This is a genomic window from Halorubrum trueperi (assembly GCF_042662525.1).
Taxonomy (GTDB): domain Archaea; phylum Halobacteriota; class Halobacteria; order Halobacteriales; family Haloferacaceae; genus Halorubrum; species Halorubrum trueperi.
This window is the reverse complement of sequence record NZ_JBHSXI010000026.1, coordinates 42,976-60,519: the sequence shown is the minus strand read 5'-3', so window position 1 is coordinate 60,519 and position 17,544 is coordinate 42,976. Positions and strand designations below refer to the sequence as shown.

At 59.5% G+C, this 17,544-nt stretch carries 16 protein-coding genes; 1 reads left to right on the top strand and 15 read right to left on the bottom strand.

The features are described 5' to 3' along the window. The 15 genes from ACFQEY_RS17885 to ACFQEY_RS17815 all read right to left on the bottom strand — a co-directional run. Positions 1–288 (bottom strand): toxin-antitoxin system TumE family protein (locus tag ACFQEY_RS17885; RefSeq protein WP_379771298.1); only part of this gene is annotated, 288 nt, incomplete at its 3' end. Positions 289–296: 8 nt separating this feature from the next. Further along, entirely contained in the window at positions 297–830 is a 534-nt protein-coding gene (locus ACFQEY_RS17880) for a DUF7342 family protein (protein WP_210113842.1), read from the bottom strand. 211 nt (positions 831–1,041) lie between these two features. Continuing rightward, on the bottom strand, positions 1,042–2,304 hold the full coding sequence (locus tag ACFQEY_RS17875; RefSeq protein WP_304449970.1) for a phage NrS-1 polymerase family protein: 1,263 nt from the start codon (positions 2,302–2,304) through the stop codon (positions 1,042–1,044). Between the two features lie 351 nt (positions 2,305–2,655). Continuing rightward, positions 2,656–6,993, bottom strand: a complete 4,338-nt coding sequence (locus ACFQEY_RS17870; RefSeq protein WP_379771271.1) for a primase-like DNA-binding domain-containing protein — start codon at positions 6,991–6,993, stop codon at positions 2,656–2,658. Then, positions 6,959–9,175 carry a VirB4 family type IV secretion system protein gene (locus tag ACFQEY_RS17865; protein WP_379771269.1) on the bottom strand — a complete coding sequence of 739 codons (2,217 nt, stop codon included), beginning with the start codon at positions 9,173–9,175 and terminating at the stop codon, positions 6,959–6,961. Before ACFQEY_RS17865 ends, ACFQEY_RS17870 begins: the two co-directional genes overlap by 35 nt. Then, a complete protein-coding gene (locus ACFQEY_RS17860; protein WP_379771267.1) occupies positions 9,159–10,280 on the bottom strand; it encodes a hypothetical protein in 1,122 nt (373 codons plus the stop codon). Before ACFQEY_RS17860 ends, ACFQEY_RS17865 begins: the two co-directional genes overlap by 17 nt. A gap of 2 nt (positions 10,281–10,282) precedes the next feature. After that, positions 10,283–11,398 (bottom strand): hypothetical protein, encoded by a 1,116-nt coding sequence (locus ACFQEY_RS17855; protein WP_379771265.1) that lies wholly within the window; start codon positions 11,396–11,398, stop codon positions 10,283–10,285. A gap of 2 nt (positions 11,399–11,400) precedes the next feature. Further along, complete coding sequence (locus ACFQEY_RS17850) at positions 11,401–12,261, bottom strand: hypothetical protein (RefSeq protein WP_379771262.1); 861 nt, start codon at positions 12,259–12,261, stop codon at positions 11,401–11,403. Then, a complete protein-coding gene (locus tag ACFQEY_RS17845) occupies positions 12,258–13,991 on the bottom strand; it encodes a DUF8186 domain-containing protein (RefSeq protein WP_379771260.1) in 1,734 nt (577 codons plus the stop codon). Before ACFQEY_RS17845 ends, ACFQEY_RS17850 begins: the two co-directional genes overlap by 4 nt. Positions 13,992–14,019: 28 nt before the next feature. Then, positions 14,020–14,439, bottom strand: coding sequence for a hypothetical protein (locus tag ACFQEY_RS17840; RefSeq protein WP_379771258.1), 420 nt, complete (start codon positions 14,437–14,439; stop codon positions 14,020–14,022). Positions 14,440–14,445: 6 nt separating this feature from the next. Continuing rightward, on the bottom strand, positions 14,446–14,724 hold the full coding sequence (locus tag ACFQEY_RS17835; protein WP_379771255.1) for a hypothetical protein: 279 nt from the start codon (positions 14,722–14,724) through the stop codon (positions 14,446–14,448). A gap of 208 nt (positions 14,725–14,932) precedes the next feature. After that, positions 14,933–15,115, bottom strand: coding sequence for an exodeoxyribonuclease VII small subunit (gene xseB, locus ACFQEY_RS17830; RefSeq protein WP_285254089.1), 183 nt, complete (start codon positions 15,113–15,115; stop codon positions 14,933–14,935). Positions 15,116–15,117: 2 nt separating this feature from the next. Then, on the bottom strand, positions 15,118–16,161 hold the full coding sequence (gene xseA / locus ACFQEY_RS17825) for an exodeoxyribonuclease VII large subunit (protein WP_379771253.1): 1,044 nt from the start codon (positions 16,159–16,161) through the stop codon (positions 15,118–15,120). 85 nt (positions 16,162–16,246) lie between these two features. Beyond that, complete coding sequence (locus ACFQEY_RS17820; protein WP_379771251.1) at positions 16,247–16,807, bottom strand: TATA-box-binding protein; 561 nt, start codon at positions 16,805–16,807, stop codon at positions 16,247–16,249. Between the two features lie 71 nt (positions 16,808–16,878). Continuing rightward, complete coding sequence (locus ACFQEY_RS17815) at positions 16,879–17,046, bottom strand: DNA-binding protein (protein ID WP_004048632.1); 168 nt, start codon at positions 17,044–17,046, stop codon at positions 16,879–16,881. Between the two features lie 134 nt (positions 17,047–17,180). Here ACFQEY_RS17815 and ACFQEY_RS17810 point away from each other — a divergent pair, with 134 nt between their 5' ends. Next, positions 17,181–17,477: a PadR family transcriptional regulator gene (locus tag ACFQEY_RS17810; protein ID WP_379771249.1), complete on the top strand. Its 297-nt coding sequence runs from the start codon at positions 17,181–17,183 to the stop codon at positions 17,475–17,477. The last annotated feature ends 67 nt before the right edge of the window (positions 17,478–17,544 follow it).

Below are 17,544 nucleotides of genomic sequence, written 5' to 3'. Positions count from 1 at the left end.
GTTCGGATGCCGATCCCATCGGCATTCCCAGGTGTGCTCCGAATGAGTCTCTCGATAGTGGATCTTGAAGTCGTCGTTCGTGTACCAGCGAATAGTCAGGGTTGCTTCGTCAACGGGCGCTGGGTAGTACGATGATGCAAAGACGACCTGAAGCTCGAGATGGCCACTTGCATCCGTGATGGCCGCTCGGGAGACTTGTCCGGTGGCTTGGAGCCGTGTCTGAAGGAACTCGAGGATGGGGCGATCGATGGGGGCGGGGCTCCCGCCATCGCCTGTCGGTGGCACCATCGAGCGGGTTACCCGGATGCCTGTTCGCGCTCGCCACCCGTGCGTTGCTGGCGTGCGCGTTCGTAGCGGTCACGCTCCTCGCGGGCGGTCGCCCAGTCGGCGAGGTCGCTGTACACGTCGTCGATGGTCCGTTCGTCGCTGGCTTCCGCGGCGGCGACGGCGTCGACGACGGCCGGTGACGCGGCGTCGTACGCCTCCTCATACTCGGTGATGCGCGTCGTCAGCTCACGAACGCGGTCCTGGAGTTCCTCGACAGAATGGTCGGCTGCGAGCTGGTTGATGCGTCGCCACTCGAAGTACGCGTCATTACGCTCGTAGGTGGCTGGGTGGCCGTCGTGCCGGGTAACGATGCCGAGATCGTCGAACCAGCCCAGATACTTTCGGGCGGTCTTGGGGTCACAGTCGGCGCTGTCGGCGATCGCGCTTGCCGTCGTCGGCTCGCGGGTCTGCAGGATGGTGCCGTAGATGCGTTGTTCGACGTCGTCGCTGGCGAACGCATCCTCAAAGGGAGGTGGCCCATCGGCGGCGTCTGTCTCGGACATACTCAGAATTGCAGGTCTAAGGATATAGTTCTTACTTCAAGGAATAGTTTCCCGAACAACAGTATCCTGCGATAGCCCCCATTTTGCGGCGAGATTGAGCGTAATTAACCAACAAACAGCGCAATATAGCGAGAACGTTGGTTAATACTTCTATCTCGCGGAACCAGAACTCTCGAGGGAGGGCTTCTCGGATGAAGGTGATGCGGCGCTACTACTCGGACTGGCCACCGAAGAATCGACTCAACATAGAGGGTGATTCTGAATCGTCATCGGTCTCTCTCGCAGTACCGGAGTCTTCCTCGTGAGACTGCGCAGTCTCCCGGTCACGGGTTGCGAGTTCGCCGGTGAGCCGCTCGACCTCTGCTTCGAGAGTCTCGATCCGCTCCGTCTTCTGTTCGAGTGTTGCTTCGAGCTCGTCGACGCGCTCGCTCAACAGTCGGTTTTTCTCCGTCAGGTATGCACGACTCCGGTCTGCCTCGTCAGGTGTCCCGCCAGCTGTGACCTCGTCAGGTGTGCCGTGGGGATCTGCGGCGTCGTCGCCGGCGTCCGGGTTGTAGAACTCCGATGTGGTCGCAATCGCTCGCTCGATGGTCTTCTCGCCGTAGGTCGACCCGTCAGCGTAGTGAACCTCGTCCCATTTCTCGCGGTGGAGTCCCGACTGGCGGAACAGGTGATCCATCTGCGTCTGGTCGCCGCCGGTCCAGAATGCAAGCAAACAGCACAGAGCCATGTCGGCCTCGGACTGACTGTCGTAGCCGACCGTATTCCCGTTCCAGAGCCGCTCGAACTTCTCGCCGTTCGATGCGTTTCGCGCTTTTTCGAGGAGGTCCTCGTCTTCGAGGTCGACGTCGACGTCAGCTGCGTCGGTCGTCGGTGACCGGGCGTCAGTGCCATCACGCTGTTCGGACTCGGAGGCTGTGTCACGCTCTGTGTCCTGGACGTACTCGCGGTGAATCGCTGTGAGCGCGTCCTGCCGGCGTGCAACGCGCGTTGGTGTCCACTCGACGTGGTCGCCAGTGACGGTGAAAAAGCGTGCTGTGTCGTACAATTCGACGCTCCCGCGCCGGTTCCGCCCCTCGGGGAGTGCGCCAGTGATCAGGACGTGATAGCCGGTACCGGACGGTGACACCTCGGTGTAGGAGTCGAGTCGCTCAATGATGTCCAGCGCTGCGTCGTCGACGTCGCCGGTTTCCGGGTCGCGGCAGTCGTCCAGATCGACGCCGACGATGGGATCGTCGTCAGTAAACACGAACCCAATACCATCGGCGTGCTCTGTCTCGCTGTAGTCGAGTGCTGCCTCGAAACTCGCCCAGGTCTCCGACTCTGTTGCTGACGCGAACCCCCCAGCCCCTGGCGTCACCGGAATCTTCGTCGGTTTGCCGTCTCGCTCCTCCTCGCGCCAGCACACCCACTGGTCGCGTTCGCGTAACGTCTCCGGAATCGCCTCCGGCTCGTTGACGATAGGGTCACTCATCCTCACGTAGCACCTCGCATGGCTCTCACTGGCTCTGAGCCAGCACAGAACGCTCTCTGCTGTACGTCGCGATCCAATCCCTTGGTCCCAACGGGGACCCCCCGTTCTATCTTAGTTGGTTGTTGGGTGGAACACCCGCTATAGCAGGTTAAAAATCGCTGGACGTGAGCGTGTTCCACCCATTTCGCTCGGTTCGTTGGTGTTCCACCCATTGGGAATTTGGGTGGAACATACCGCTGTCGGGTGATTTCCGACCTTCGAGTTTGATTGGATGAGGTCATGATTCAGCTTGGGTGGAACAGGTCTCAAGAAGTCCCGATGATATCGGGAATTGGACCGTGTACGTCCATTTCATGGCTGAAAGTCCTCTTCAGACCGGATGCGGACACCAGTGTAATGCGGGACGGGTTCCCCGTCGATTCGCTTCTTCGTGGAGTCCACCTTGATGTGGGTGTTGAGCTTCCGGGTGAACCAACTCTTATTCAGCGGATCGTCGATGCCGTGTGCCTCTGCCCAGTCGTTGTAGAGACCGAATACATCGTCTTTCGGCACGGCTTCATCCGCGTCTTCGACGAGATATTCGTCGACAAACGCTTCGAACGACGGTGGCGATTGGTCTTCCTCGACTTTCTCATCGGCCTGGTCGTTCTGACTGGGTGGTTCGTCAGCGGCCGCTGATTCAGGCGATGCGGGACGGAATGCCCCGTCAGTGATTGCCGAGAGTGGCCGCTTCCCACCGTCTTCATACACGACCGATTTCGCCTCATCGTGAAGGATGACGATGCCGTACGTCGAACGTGTGTAGTCTGGTACGGGGAGTCCGGCTTCGGGGACGAATGGCTTCTTGATACGCACCCAGTCATCCTCGAACGCCGATTTCGTCTCGTAGATGTGTTGCTCACCATGCTCATAAACGACGTACTCGTCGGCAGCGTGGTCGTAGCTGTAGATGGCTGGAACACGATCTTTCGAGAGTTTTCCAAGCGATGGGAGACGGATGTGTTCCGTCCCGCTGGCATCACGAAGGACGATCTCGTCGCCATCACGCTGCCAGATGTTCTGGGTCCCGTTCTCGTCGTCGGTCGCCGGTCGCACGGCCGTCACTCCACCTTCTTCGGTCGCTCCACCGTTGAACGTGAGATTCGAGTCAGTCGTGTAGAACCGTGTCTCACCATTCTGGAGGGTACGGACGGGTGGTGTGAGAATGCCGTCGACACGCTCGGCCCACTCAGTTTCGTCGTTTCCTGGGCGAACGACAAACAGCGGGATATCCCCTGCTTCTTGGGCTTTCCGGAGATTCGTGAGCACCTTTGCGGGATTCTCGGGTGTCGTCGTTTCGACTTCGATGGCGAATCGGTCGGCAACGTCGGGGTGGCTCGCCCTCGCGTCAGGTTTCTCGCTGCCATCCTGTGCGAGGATCGAGACAGTGAAGCCGAGTGCGGTGAGCTCTTCTTCGATCTGAAGGAGTGCTGCGTCGTGGGCACTCCCACCAGCGGCCTGCACGCCACCAGTATCGGGTGTCGAGACATCCTCTCCGGCTTCAGTGAGCCGGATGCGGAGCTCGTCGGCGTCGATATCGACGGTCGTATCGAGGTATCGTGATCGTTCTCGGATGTCCGCGAGGGCATCATACGATGGCGGCTCGGCGTCGACGTCGTCGAAGAGCCGTCTGAGTTCGTCGTCAACTGCTTCGACGGCCACCCAGCCGTTTTCCTCACGGCAGCCCTCTCGAAGCTGCAGACTCCGAACCACGTTCGCAATCGCGACGTCCAGGTCGTCGCTCCCGATATCGAGCACCCCGTGTCCGTCGGTCGGTGTTCTCGTTGTTGAGGCGTCTGTTGCGGCCGGCACGCCGTGTTCGTCATTGATGTCCTCGTGCATCGAGGAGAGTGTCTCAGTGAACTGCTCCTCTTCACGCTCTGTGAGCGGGGATTCGCTCTCGGGGTGGCCCGGTGGAATCGGGAGTGGTTCGAGACTGAACGGATACGGCCCCGTTTCACCGAACGTCGGGCTTGGCAAGCTGGCGATCCACTCTCCGCGCGGCAACGAACGGATCCGATTGGCGAAATCTGTGGGGTCCATCTCTTCGTGGGCCATCGCTCGCGCCAGTTCTCGGTCGACGTTGATTTTCCCGATGAGTGAACTGCCGATGTTGTTCAGAGCGTTCAGGTAGATTTTCCGCCCACCTTCAGCCTCCATCTGTTCGGGGAACTGCATCGACAGGCCGACAGAGAGGCGAAAGCCCCGCCCTTTCTCGAGGAGATCGTTCATGATGTCGGAGACCACGACCGATGCTGCTTCGTCGACGAGCAAGTTCACGACGTAGTCGTCCGAGTGCTGGGAGAGCGCCTGTTTGCGGTCCTTGAGGGCTGCATCGAGATTGGTCAGGATCACACCGGTCATAATCCGGGCGGCGTCGTCGCGGAGGTCGCCGAGGTCGAAGAGGATGACCGTATCCTCGTCGAGGACATCCCGAAAGTCGAACTGGTTCTCGGTATTGTTGAAGATCTGCCGCAGGTGCGTATCCTGTGAGATGTAGGCGAGACGGTTTCCGACACCGCCCATCACGTTCGCGAAGGTGTTCGAATCTAACTGGAGTTGCCGTCGAATCGTCCGGGTGACTTCCTCGTCGCTCGACCGTGGGGCGTCGCCGATGTTCTCGTTCGGTGGCCCGGCCTCCCAGATCTGGTCGACGACGTGTTCGAGCTGTCGGTGGGCGAAGTAGTCCGTCGACGCTCGGTATAGCCCGTTCTCACGGCCGTATTCCTCGTCGAACAGTGCCTTGATGAGTGTCTTGATGAGAGTCGGGGCCACAGTCGCCCGCTCGTAGCGGTCGGTTCCCATCACGAGCTTCAAAATCTCTTCGTAGTGGTCGGCCTTCCGTTGGACGGCGTCTTCGCGGCGCCGTCCGCTCTCCATCGACGGTTCGAGATCGAAAAACGAGAACCCGGGGAGCACGTCCGGGATTGGGAAGTGGACGACGTTCTCTTCGAGGTCGGTCATTCCGAACCGACGTGCGTGAGCCCGCATGTAATTCTGGGCCATATCGTCGTTCTTCGGGATGATGAGGATCGTCGGACCCTCGGTGTTGTCGTACAGCGACAGCATATCGTTGATGAGGGCTTTCGATTTCCCAGAGCCGGTTGTTCCGAACCGGCCGTAATGAGTGGGCAGCAGTCCGGGTGGAATGTGTGTCGGCACGTCTTCGGCCTCGCCGGTGTCGTCGAGGGCATACCCGATTGCCATCCCGTCTCGGAACTCACTCATGAGGTCCTGATGCGGACGGGGCAACGGATTCCGACTCTGCTGTTCCGCACGCGTCCCACGTGCTCCCTCGACAGTAAGCTGTTCCGAGGAGGGGACGAGTACGAAGTGCGCGAGTTCTCGGCCGCTCAGGACGAATTCCGGTCGGGTCTTTCCACGGCCAGTCGTGATCTCACGATCCAAGAGCCGCTGCAGCGCCGCTCGTGCGTTCCGGTCTTTCGTGGCTGCCCGAAAGCCGCTGTCGCGTACCCGTTCGGCCGCAACCTCGTAGTACGGTCCGTCAAGCGGGTCGAATACCGGGACCAGTGATTGCATCCGCTCATCGAGATCATCGTGACCGTCACTACCGGATGGAATCCCGATGGCTCGAATGTTCGCGGTGAACGACCGCTTCGGATTTTTCGCCTCGATTGCCGCGACACGTTTTGCAACGGCGTCGCTCAGCTGGTTTCTGTCCCGGCTCTCCGACTGATCGTCGAGTTCGAAAAGGGAGCCAATAATTTCCTGAGCGAGTGTGTCTCGACCGTCGATGACGTCTTCTTTGCGAAGATCGGCATCGGACTGCCAGCTCTCGCGTCGTTGGAAGACGACTTGGAACGCTACTGGTGCTGTCGCCTCCATCAGATGGTCGACGAGCGACGCGAGCGCACCCCCTGGCTGATCGACGGCTGGGAGTTCTGCTTCGTCGTCGGCAGTAAATGGCGAGAGTGAAGTCATCCAGTCTTGCTTCCGAGTCGCAGACCCCTGCCACCGCACGCCGAGTGGGGAGACGGATTCGGTCGCTGGCCGGGCGAGTATCGTCCCCTCCGACGTTACCGTTGGTTTGGCAAGCGTCGTGAGTGGCTCATCCTCGGGAATCGCATCTGGTGGGGCGAGTTCGAGGGCAGTATCGCCGATCTCGATGATGTGGTCGGAAGACTGGTCACCGACCGTTCCTCCATCCGCGACTGATTCGGCGTCCCCTGGCCCCGATTGTTTGTTGTCGTCAGTGCCACGTTCGTATTGCTCGTCAGGGTCGAATTCGTACTGGAGGTCGCCCGCCTCATAGTGCTCGACGAATGTCTCGCGGTCGAATTCGACAGGCTGTACGAGTCGGGATGCGATGTCGACCTCAGTACGCTCGATGTCGAACGTCTCGGGATAGATCGACCGGAGCCGTTTCTCCAGGGTATCCAGATGGTCGTCGGCACCGTAGTAGAATTCGACGGGGTCATCTGCCCCCTCGCTGAGCGCGAGGAATTCGAAGCGTAGTGGTGTGTCGCTATGTAGCGGATTGAGTTTGTCAGCTAGCCCTGTCGAGTCCGTTGAGGTCAGTTTGTGGAGGCTCTCCAGTGCCTGCGGCAGACGCTCCGGATTGAGCCGTTCGGAGGTTGGCGTCACGCGAAGGTACTCACGCATCGTCGTCACCTCCCGTTTCGCCGCCATCAGTCTCTGTTGGCGTCCGCTCAGGTGTGTGTTGTCCGTTGTCGCTCGCTCGACTTTCAATATCGTCTTGGAACGCCTGCACGTCCGCGTCTACAGCATTCTCACCAGTCCCGGGGAGTGAGTCTCGCCGTTGCTCGGTTGGCTCGAAGTCGATGACCTGCTTCTCCTTGGGCATCGCTTTGACCTGGATCCCACGCCACTCGCCGTCGACGCCCACTAGGGCCTCGGAGAAGCCGGCGTCCTCGTTGCCAGGAACGGCGTCCTGAACGAACCGCATCTGCGCGTAGTTCAGCCCGAACTCGTCGGCCCACTCCTTGTCCATCCCATCGAGGCGGTGGAACTGTTTGACTGCACACTGGTCCAAGATCGCCTCGGATTCGGCGTGCTCGAAGAACTCGTCGACGGTCTGCGTGACCAGCCGAATCGAGAGGTCGTGGTGACGGTGGTGGCGGAACACCGTCTCGAGGAACGCCAGGCTCGCGGCGTCCTGCATGATGTAGCGCGCCTCGTCGATGTAGAACACGACCTCCTTCTCCGAGACTTTCGCCCGCTCGTACACCAGCGAGATCAGCAACTGCATCGTCAGCGCCGTGCTGCTGTCGACGCTGCCCTCCTGCTGGGCGAGGTCGAGGTAGATGACCTTCTCGTCCCGAATGTCGAAGTCGGACTCCTGACCGAGGTTGGCGTGGCGACCGTCGTCCTCGAAGGGGCGGAGCTGATCGAGCAGCCACGTCGCGTCCTCCTTGATCTTCCCTGCCTCTTCGTCGGATCGAACGACGAACTCCTCGGGGTCGTCGACCATGTCCTCGAAGACGTCCATCATGTCGCGGATGGTCGGGCTCGGATTGCTGTGCGTCGAGATGTCGTCGGTGATGCCGTTGCGCTGGTAGGCACGTTTGAGGGCGAGTTCGAGCGTGGTGCGCCGGTCTCCCAGTGAGATGCCCCGGAGCGCGAAGAAGTTCGTGAGGAAGCTCATCGCGTCGTCGAGCTTCTCGTTGAACGGGCTCGCGTCCTCGCCCATCGCCCGCTGGACGTGTTCGGGCGTCTCGCGGATCTCCAAGGGGTTCAGCCCGAGCGTCCCGCCGACGGTGATTCGCTTGGCGTCGAGCGCCTCTGAGACCCCCGCCCAGTTGTTCAACGGCTCGAGGATGATGCCGATACGGTCCTTGCTCTGCTCGATGGAGCGGATGAAGTTCTGCTTGGAACTGAACGACTTCCCGGAGCCGGTGTCGCCGACGGTGAACATCGCGTAGCCGTTGTCCCGCGCGAACGGGTCGATGACGACCGGGCTCTGGTTGTCCTTGTGAATCCCGAATTCGACGCCGCCTTCCTCGAGGATCGTCGCGTTGTGCGGCGAGGAGAGTAACGCGCCAACGGCGCCGCCGAGCGCGATCGACGTCCGCCCAAACTCGTTGTCACCGATGGGTGCGGCGGACTGGAGGGCAAGATCCTGCCGACAGATCGCCGTCTTCGGTGTGAGGTTCGCCGGGTCGTCACGGAGCGCGCTCTTGACCTTCTGGACGGCGTCGCGGAGGTCCTCCTTCTCGTCGGCCCGAACCGTGATGAACATCCCCTGGTCGAAGACGTTCGCACCGTTCTCGACGGCCTTGTACGTCGCTGCGGCCTCGTTGGCGCGTTCCTGTAGGTAGGCACTCCGGACGCTCTGTTCGAGGTCTGCATCCACCTGGAGGTCGTCAGCGATATCCTGCAGTTCGTTCCGGGCCCGCTCCTGGTTCTTCGGCGTGATGTGGGCCGTCAGGTCGAACTGCACGTCCGTCATCTCGAAGAGCTCGGAGAGGTAGCCGTCGTTGGGGTAGTCCGGATAGTCAGCGATGTACAGCGTCGTCGTCCACTGCTCGCCGACCCGTGCCGCGCGCGTCTCCCACTCGATCGCCGCCGGCGCCGTCACCGTCTTGTGTGACTCGGCGATGTCGTCGAGAAGTTGGCGTTCGGCCGCGCCCTGTTCGATGGTCTCCTCGTCGAGCAGGTCCGAGAACTCGACCTCTTCCTCGTCGTCTTCGGTGTACCAGTCCCAAAGGAGTTTCCCGCCGATACCGACCAGTACCCCGAGCAGGATGTAGAGGGCCGCCCCTTCAGCTGAGGTCGGATTCGTGAGCCACTCTGTGAGCTGGCCGACGGCTCCGCTGCCCGTCTGGAGGACGAGGTTACGCATCGTAGTCATCCTCCCGGCGCGAGTGGCCGATGATGGGTTGTTCGCGAACGACGCTCTCTGCGTCGTCGTACTCGTGTTCGCGGCCGTTCCAGAAGTCCATATTCAACACAAAGAGTTCGACCGTGCTGAGCCGCCGTGCGGACCAGCCCGACGCCTGCTGGATGAACTCCGACCGCACGTCGTTGACTCGGCTGTCCAGCTTCTCGAACATCTGGGCGCGGCGCTCGACGTCGGTGAGGTCCTCGCGGCGGGTCACGAACGGGTTGAACAGGAACCCGATGACGGGGAACTGCGTCAGCTTCTCGGCCGGTGTGCCCTCATCCCGGAAGCGGTCGTAGACCTCCAGCGGGGTGACCTCGACGCCGATGTAGTACCGCATCTGCTGGATGCCCCGTTCGCGCATCTCCTTCGGCCGCGTCTCCCGATACTCCTCGAGGAGTTCCCGGAAGATCGGGTTCTCTGTGACGTCCTCGTCGTTCAGGCGGTCTTCGATGTTCTCGGTGATCTGTTCGACCGGGAACGAGCGGGTCGTGGCGTGGAGTTTGAGCTTCGAGTCCAGTTCCTTGTTGGCGAACTCCTCGCCGGCGTCTTGGAGCTGTGCCCAGTCGTCGGACATCGCGAAGTCCATGTTGCCGGGGTCGACCTCGATGAACGCCTCCATCGTGCCGTCGGCGCGTTGGATTGCGCCAGCCCCCGGCCACGCCCGTTCGATGTTCGTGAGGTCCTGCGTCCGCTCGTCGGGCTTGAACGGTGTGTAGTTCGCGAGCCCGCCCTCGTTGCGCTCTGTCTCGTTGGTGCTACTGTCGGCCTCCTCCGGGGCACTGAATGTGATCTGGGGGCGCTTGATGTAGCGGTAGACGTCTTTCGTCCACGTCCACGCGTTGAGGTGGTCGGGCGAGACGTAGACAACCGCGACGCCAAACCCGAAGCCACCCGCGACGAACGGCAGGGCGAGTGATTCAACACCGGTGACCCCAGCGATGAACAGGCCGACGATCGGGAAGGCGATGAGGACGCCCACGTCACCCTCCTCGATGTTGAGGTAAGGGATGCGGCTCTCCTCACCGAGCTGGTCCATGATACGCCGTGCGGCTGCGTCTTTATCGATAGACATTGTTAGTGGATACCTCGGTCAAAGTCCATTCCACGGTCGTCACCCGCTGTCTCCGCTGTGGATCCACCGGGATCGTTTTCGGTCCGCCGGTACGATGGAGTACTACCTCCACCCTCTCCATGACCGCCCCGAGCAGCAGCTTTGTGTGCAACGGCATGGCCGGCGGCGGCTTTCGGCCCCCACCGAGCGGCGGTCGTCGCGACGCCGGCGCCGCCGACGTACGCACCGGCAGCCACGCCGCCGATGAGGGCCGCTCCCTTGGTTGCGCCACCGAGGACTTTCGCCGTCAGTGGGGTCGCGTATTTGAACGTCTTCCACGTGAGATAGAGTGCAATAAGAGGCAGTGACGCGGCAACTAGGTACTTCAGAAACGCACTATTTGGGGTGAGTGCCCCTTCCGAATACAGCAGATCGTATCCTTTGAACACGACTGCTGCTGGAAGGGGTAGAACCGCCAAAGGAACAAACCGCTTTGAGAATCCCATCGCGATGTCCGAGAGGACTGGGACATTACCATATGCGAGAGCAAACGCTATCGGCATTCCGTAAACATACACGTAAAGTAACACCTCACGAATGTAGTAGAGTGCCTCAAGTGCCCACATCGAGAGGCCGCCAACAATTGCAAACACGAATGCAAGCCCCGGATTGGTCAGAGACTCTTTGAGGAAATTCAGCATCGCATCACCCAGGGTTTCCAGACTCGGCATCAACGCGATGGTGAACCCGTCGACGATGTAGAGACCGAGAACACTGACCCAGTACCAGCTGATGATGAGAAACGCGCCAACCCACGCAGTCTTCTTTGTCCGTCTTGCTTCGTATGCACTTCCGATATTGAATATCCGAACTGTGTGTCGTCCTTGAACACACATCACCAGAAGGAGCAGCGAGATAAGCATAATCTCACCTCCGACCAATGCATCCTGAATTGCGGGCCAGGGTCCGTTTGTTGGCGCACCAAAGACAAATGCACCTTCCGTTTCGGGCGTTGGAGTCCCGAACATCTCCTCAGTGAGGGTTTCATAACCAGTGTTCAATCCCTCCATGAAGAGGGAGATCACCCAATCGACGACGTCTTTGAACCCCTCTAGGACAACATCAATCAGGTCTACCATGGTTAGTCCTCACTAATCGTGATCTCGCAATTATTGAACTCCTCTGACGCGGAGTAGTGGATGCTGTAAGTATTGGAAACTCGGTTAGTCCCTACTCGTGTTTCTAGAATGGCTTCGAAGCTCCCGGTTTGTTCTTTGCTCTCACACGAAGTCCCCTCACCTCGAACAAACGCAAACGGTGAACGGTAACTGTATAGTGTGAGCTGCTCTCCCGGTTCTATGACTACCTCGTCAACTTCTGCATCTTCTTCTGGATCGTATATGCCACTGACATCGTCGTTTTCATCATAGTTCGTCCCTTCCTCATCCGAGGGATATGGAACATCTCCAATGAACAGGAGCTGCGTGATCGCATCCGGGCCATCACCTTGGTTTTCAACAGATACGAAGGCCTCTTTTGAGATTTTGTCACTCGAGCTATCCCACATCTTTTCAGGCTGATTCTTCCCGATCCCCATATCCACGATGCTAAGATTTGGCTGAACGGAAAGAGCGGACTCCTGCACAGTCTCTTCACCCGCTAGTGCGAGAACGCGATACTCGCCTGGAGCGTACGACGTTCCAATTTCAAACGAAACCTGCTGTGCTCCTGTCACTACATCACGTTGACCGAACAGTTCTCCATTCGGTTGGATGAGGTTGACTTGGCTGACATCGGTGTCTTCCGAGAGTTCCACCACGAGCGTTGTCCCATCTACAGCAACACGCTGAAGTGGACCTTGGTCATTCTGAGGTGAAGACCCATTACTGGGTGTTCCGGAGTTACCATTTGTATTCATACACCCAGCAATGGTTGTGAGTGCGGCGCCGGCGACTGTTCGGAGGGCGGTTCGCCTACTGATGGGTGGGGTATCTCGTGTCATGAATTGCGTTGGAAGATGTCTGCTGGGCCGAGCATCCGCAGGAGGCGCTTTCCGGCGTAGAACATCACGAAGAACGGCAGGAGCTGCCAGCCAACTTCGAACACCAGCGCAAACCAGCCGTCGATCGTTCCAAGCGGATGCCACCGGGCCGTCGCGGAATCGCTCACGTACGCCGGGTCGTGCCCAAGCCACGAACCCGGATGGTACCGAGCCGTGTAGATGCCCGGGTCATCGATGGTTACAATCGCCACCCCCGAGGCGTTGGTTTCGACGCGCTGGTCCGCGACCGTGATGTACCCGTTCCGGGTAGTGCCGCCGATTGGATATTGACGGCTATTGTCGAGCGTGATCGGCGCACCGGTTTGATTGTCGCGAAGTTCGACTCTGAGCGTCGCTTGCGACTGGTTCTGCTTGATGACCCCGACAGTGAGATTGCTGCGGCGGAGCTGCCGATCAGAGCCCCTGTCTGGCTCAGCAATTGAGGCATTCACTCCGCGAACTATGCCCGCTACCTGAAGCGCCTCACGGTCGACGTTCTCGGCTCGAACGGCGAGGCCGTACGTCGTCGTATACGACTGGTTGACGATGTCGATGTTGATGTTCTCACCGATGGTGCCGACCGGTGATGGCCTGTCAGTCCCCCAGGTATCGATGAGTTCCGGCCCGTCTCGAACCGGTTCTGCACGCGGGCCGATACGCGAGGGATACGCGTGAACGGAGACCGGAATCGCGTCCGACTGAACAGTAGCACTATCCGTGCGATTCGACCGGACGAGCGTGTCCCAGTTGGTGTTTCGAGCCGTGTAGAACCGCCAGATGCCACGGACCCGTGTCTCACCGTCGTCCGTGAGCGTGTACCCCTGCCACGGCCGCGACTGGAAGATGGCTACGCCGGCGTCGCCGTTGGGATACTCGGCGAAGTAGGGGGACGCCGAGAGGTCGTAGATCTCGACGGCGATCGAATCGGAGACGTTCCGTGTTTCCGTCCGATAGGTGACGTCGACATCCGTTCGGTCACCAAGGTCGGTCCTGACAGTCTTTTTCAGCCGGACGCTAATCTCCGCTTCCAGCGTGAGATTCGCACTCCAGTCATCCTCGATTTGGTAGTCGAGGGCAGGCGTATGGGACCCGTCACGCTCGGCGATGGTCTCGCCGTCCTTCTTCAGCCGGACTTCTTCGATCTCGTGCTCCGTGAGCGACCACGAGATAGTCGTGTTGCCGGAGGAACTCCCGTTGGGCACACGAACGCGGTAATCAACAAATCCGCGCATCGTCCCATTCGGAGCGATGTAGAGTGGGGTTTCACCGGACTCGAGGTGGCCACGAGTAGAGGGCTGGACCGCGAAGATCGTTGCGTGAGCATCTTCGATGAAGACGCCATCCTCGAGGTCTGCGTGCGGCGGATGCAGGGACGTATCTGCCCCGCCGGCGTCGAGGTCCTCAAAGTCGTTCCGCGTCCACGTCGCCGCAGTCGCCGGCGGCTGTTTGAACGTGATATCCGTCCCGTTTGCTACTTGATGGACAGCGGAACGATCCTCGCCGTACCGCTGGCGGTACTCCTCTTGGCCGATATAGTTGTCTGCGTCGCGAGACCAGAGGGTCGCGGATTCGTTCTCGGAGAGCCCGTTCCCCTCCGTTCCCGGTCGCGGCGGGTCGGCTGCGACGATACCCGTGACTAGGCTCGTCACGAGCAAGCCGGCCATGAGCACGGAGAGCTCTTGGTGATTCATAGGGCTCGAAACGGGGACTGCGGGGAGATTACCAGGGGACGAGATCGACGCACGTCGCCAGCGGCAGGCCCATCATCGACCCGGCAACGGTGTATAGCGGGCCGAGGACGACGAGGACGACCGCGGACTTCATCGCGGAGCGCTTGTGCCGCTTGAGCCCCTTCTTCTGCTCGGGATTGAGGGTAAACATCTCGATGAGGGAGTCAGCCTGCCAGACGATGGCGAGCCCGACGATCCCCAGCGCGGTGGTCAGCTGGAAGAACCCCTCAATCATACTTGGGAGGTTGTCCGCGCTACAGACGGCGTTGTCCTGGGCGGCAACTGGTTCGACGGCAAACAGGCCAAGGAAGACGATTGTGAGTGCGGCCTGTCGGGGAATCCTGCCTGTTAGTAGTGACTCGGTGTCGGTGCGACGCTCAGCGTCGGAGGGAGTCTGATCCTGTGACATAGCGGATTAGTCGTCAGTGGCGTCTCCAGCCGGTGGCTGGGTCTGCTGCTCTTCGACGAGCGACTGGAGGTCGTCGAATCGGTTTGTGTCCTCGGCAATCTCTTCGAGCGTGTAGCCCTGCTCGCGGGCCCGTTCGAGGAGGTCGCGGAGTTCATCGGGGTCGACACCGCGGACTTCCATTTCCTCGCGGAGGGCGCGGCGATAGAGGGCGGAGGCGTTGATGTGGTCGTTCCACATCAGGTACAGATTATCGATGTCCTCGATGGTGACTGACCTCGTAATCATACATGTGGGTATGGGTATGCACCGGCTGAGTCCCGGTACATGTTGGCGCGGTAGCTGGATGATACCTAAATGCTTTCTGGCTATCAAGTGGTGTAATATTGTTGGATAAATTATAAGCGAATTACTGGTTCATGTCGTAGAAAAGGCTTAACCAACAAATTCGGGGGATGAGTTTGGTACTGTTGGTTAAGAATGAGCGACAGCTCGCTTACTCGAGCTCCACAACTTCTCCACTTCCCTCGTCAAGGATTTCTCGCACCTCAGACAAGAGCTCCTGACCTTCCTCATGGAGTGCTGTGCCTTCATCGAGGTCGCACTCGTCCGCGTCGAGTTGCTCAATAATCTCCTCGACGCGGCTCAGTCGGTCGTGGATTTCGGAATCTTTTGCCACGCTTAGGTCACCCCCAGCCAGAGCGCAGTGATGAGCAGCAACAGCACCAGAAGCACGGCAATAGCGGCCTTGTAGTAGACCGGCGGAAGACCCTCTGGTGCCGTCACCTCCTCGACAGCCTCTGCCAGTTCCGCCTCGTGTTCGTGCTCCTGCTCGAAGGTTTCGTACGCGGCGTCGAGTTGCTGTGCCAGCGGCTTGACCTCGCCCGCGAAGAACTCCTCGCGGGAATTCACGATATACTCGCCAGCGGCCGTCGGCGTGATCGTCGGGACATCCGCGACCTGATCGGCGATTAACCGGTCGTCAGTATGCCCAATCGCCGTGACGATCGGGGTGTTCGCGGTGAAGATAGCTTCCGCGACCCGCTCGGTGTTGAACGCCTGGAGGTTCGAATCACTCCCGCCGCCACGGCCGACGATGATCGCGTCGATGTCCTCCGAGCGGTCCAGATGGTGAATGCCGTTCGCGATGGACGTCGGCGCCTCCGATCCTTGGACGGTGGCGTCCTTCACCAGGATTTCGACGGTAGGGTCCTGTTCGTGGATCGCGTTCTGGATATCATACCGGGCATCGCCACGGAGGGACGTGACGACGCCGACCCGCTCTGGGAACGCCGGCGGGCGCTGTTTCTGCTCATCGTCGAACCAGCCACGCTCTTCGAGTTCGCTTCGTAGTCGCTCGACGGCAGCTGCCTGGTCGCCGTCGCCGACGACGATGACTTCCCACGGCTTGAGGTCGATTTTCCCGCCCTCTGTCCAGTAGTCGATATCGCCTTCGAGGATGACCTCGGTCCCGTCCTCGAGGTCGACATCCATGTTCCGATAGCGGTTCGCCCAGAGCATACAGGGAAGCTCGGCGTCGCCGTCGGTCAGCGTGAAATAGAGGGCGGTACTGTTCTGGTGGAGATCCGTGACCTCGCCAATACAGCGGACGCCGTTGAGGGCAGGCGTGTCCTGGACGACCGATGCAATTCGGTCGTTCAGCTCTTCGACTGAAAGAACATTTCCGGACAGGATATCATCTACCTCCCGTTCGGCATCAGCCATCGCACTAACTTAACACGGGGAGAGCAGATTCAAAAATGCACCCACTATTGCCAGTGTACCCTGCCAACTGTTCTGTGTCGTTGAATTACTCTAGTAACCCAAGGTCAGTGAGCCGGTTTTCGATCACTGTAAGCGCTTGCTCAGCATCGTCAAGCTGTTTTCCGCCCGTGATGACAAGCTTGCCACTCCCGAAGAGGAGTGCGACGACGTCCGGCTCGTCAAGTCGGTAGACGAGCCCCGGGAACTGCTCTGGTTCGTATTCAATGTGTTCGAGACCTAGGCCGATCGCAATTGCATTCAAATTGAGTGTGTGGTTGAGGTTTCCACTTGAGACAATATTCTGGATTTCGATATCTGGGGAGGTAGCGACATCGACACCCAATTCACGGAGTTCGTCGAAGACGTATTCCAACGCAGTCGTCACATCGTCGACGCTTTTTGCACCCGTACAGACGACTTTTCCCGAGCGGAAAATGAGCGCTGCGGCTTTGGGATCGTGCATCCGATACACGAGTCCAGGGAAGTTATCGGGATCGTAGTCGGTGGCTCCTAAATCCTCAGAAAGTGTTTCGAGATCGAGTTCTTGACCGATATCGGACGACGCAACCACATTCTCGACTTGAATTGATTCGGCTGTGACACTCATAGGAGTACTTTCCAGTCACAACCCCCTTAAAACAGGGAGTGACTTCGAGCGTCGGTGTGGTACCTTCCGAATTAGAGGTCGCGGGGCTGGACCGTCTTCCGGTCGTTGGCCTCGGCACGCTCTGCGGCGTCGTCGAGCAGTTCGGCGACCTCTTCGTTGAGGGCGTCGTAGAAATCTGCCGAGACGTTGTGGTCCGAAAGTGCGTCCTTCACGGCTGCTTTGACGATTAGGTCAGACATTCCATCGCGGACTTCTCTTGTCCACCATATAAAGGTTCGAAGTTCTCACGTAGTCTTCCTGGCCAGTCACGCCGAATTCGCCTTTGAGCACCAGAGAGAACATATGCCACCCCTCAAAAATAGGGAACAGACGGATGCACGATCTAACTGGGTTCCAGCGAGATATCTTGTATGTGATCGCCGGGCACGAGGAACCACACGGGCTCGCAGTAAAGGCCGAACTCGACGACTACTACGAACAAGAGATCAATCATGGGCGGCTCTATCCAAACCTCGACGACCTCGTCGGCAAAGGCCTCCTGGAGAAAGGTGAACTCGACAAACGGACGAACGTGTACACGGTCACACAACGCGGAGTGCGGGAGATCGAGGCGCGACGTGAGTGGGAAAGCCAGTATTTAGAGGACGTGAACGCACCCACTACGTCGTAGAACCAGGCGAGTAGAACTCAATATAAAAGCGGGACTGCTTTACCCACTTCCCACGAATACGCATTGA

Excerpts from the sequence above, each read along its gene's own strand:
- ACFQEY_RS17880 (WP_210113842.1), bottom strand. The coding sequence starts at position 830 with ATGTCCGAGACAGACGCCGCCGATGGGCCACCTCCCTTTGAGGATGCG.
- ACFQEY_RS17875 (WP_304449970.1), bottom strand. The coding sequence starts at position 2,304 with ATGAGTGACCCTATCGTCAACGAGCCGGAGGCGATTCCGGAGACGTTA.
- ACFQEY_RS17870 (WP_379771271.1), bottom strand. The coding sequence starts at position 6,993 with ATGGCGGCGAAACGGGAGGTGACGACGATGCGTGAGTACCTTCGCGTG.
- ACFQEY_RS17865 (WP_379771269.1), bottom strand. The coding sequence starts at position 9,175 with ATGACTACGATGCGTAACCTCGTCCTCCAGACGGGCAGCGGAGCCGTC.
- ACFQEY_RS17860 (WP_379771267.1), bottom strand. The coding sequence starts at position 10,280 with ATGTCTATCGATAAAGACGCAGCCGCACGGCGTATCATGGACCAGCTC.
- ACFQEY_RS17855 (WP_379771265.1), bottom strand. The coding sequence starts at position 11,398 with ATGGTAGACCTGATTGATGTTGTCCTAGAGGGGTTCAAAGACGTCGTC.
- ACFQEY_RS17850 (WP_379771262.1), bottom strand. The coding sequence starts at position 12,261 with ATGACACGAGATACCCCACCCATCAGTAGGCGAACCGCCCTCCGAACA.
- ACFQEY_RS17845 (WP_379771260.1), bottom strand. The coding sequence starts at position 13,991 with ATGAATCACCAAGAGCTCTCCGTGCTCATGGCCGGCTTGCTCGTGACG.
- ACFQEY_RS17840 (WP_379771258.1), bottom strand. The coding sequence starts at position 14,439 with ATGTCACAGGATCAGACTCCCTCCGACGCTGAGCGTCGCACCGACACC.
- ACFQEY_RS17835 (WP_379771255.1), bottom strand. The coding sequence starts at position 14,724 with ATGATTACGAGGTCAGTCACCATCGAGGACATCGATAATCTGTACCTG.
- xseA (WP_379771253.1), bottom strand. The coding sequence starts at position 16,161 with ATGGCTGATGCCGAACGGGAGGTAGATGATATCCTGTCCGGAAATGTT.
- ACFQEY_RS17820 (WP_379771251.1), bottom strand. The coding sequence starts at position 16,807 with ATGAGTGTCACAGCCGAATCAATTCAAGTCGAGAATGTGGTTGCGTCG.
- ACFQEY_RS17815 (WP_004048632.1), bottom strand. The coding sequence starts at position 17,046 with ATGTCTGACCTAATCGTCAAAGCAGCCGTGAAGGACGCACTTTCGGAC.
- ACFQEY_RS17810 (WP_379771249.1), top strand. The coding sequence starts at position 17,181 with ATGCACGATCTAACTGGGTTCCAGCGAGATATCTTGTATGTGATCGCC.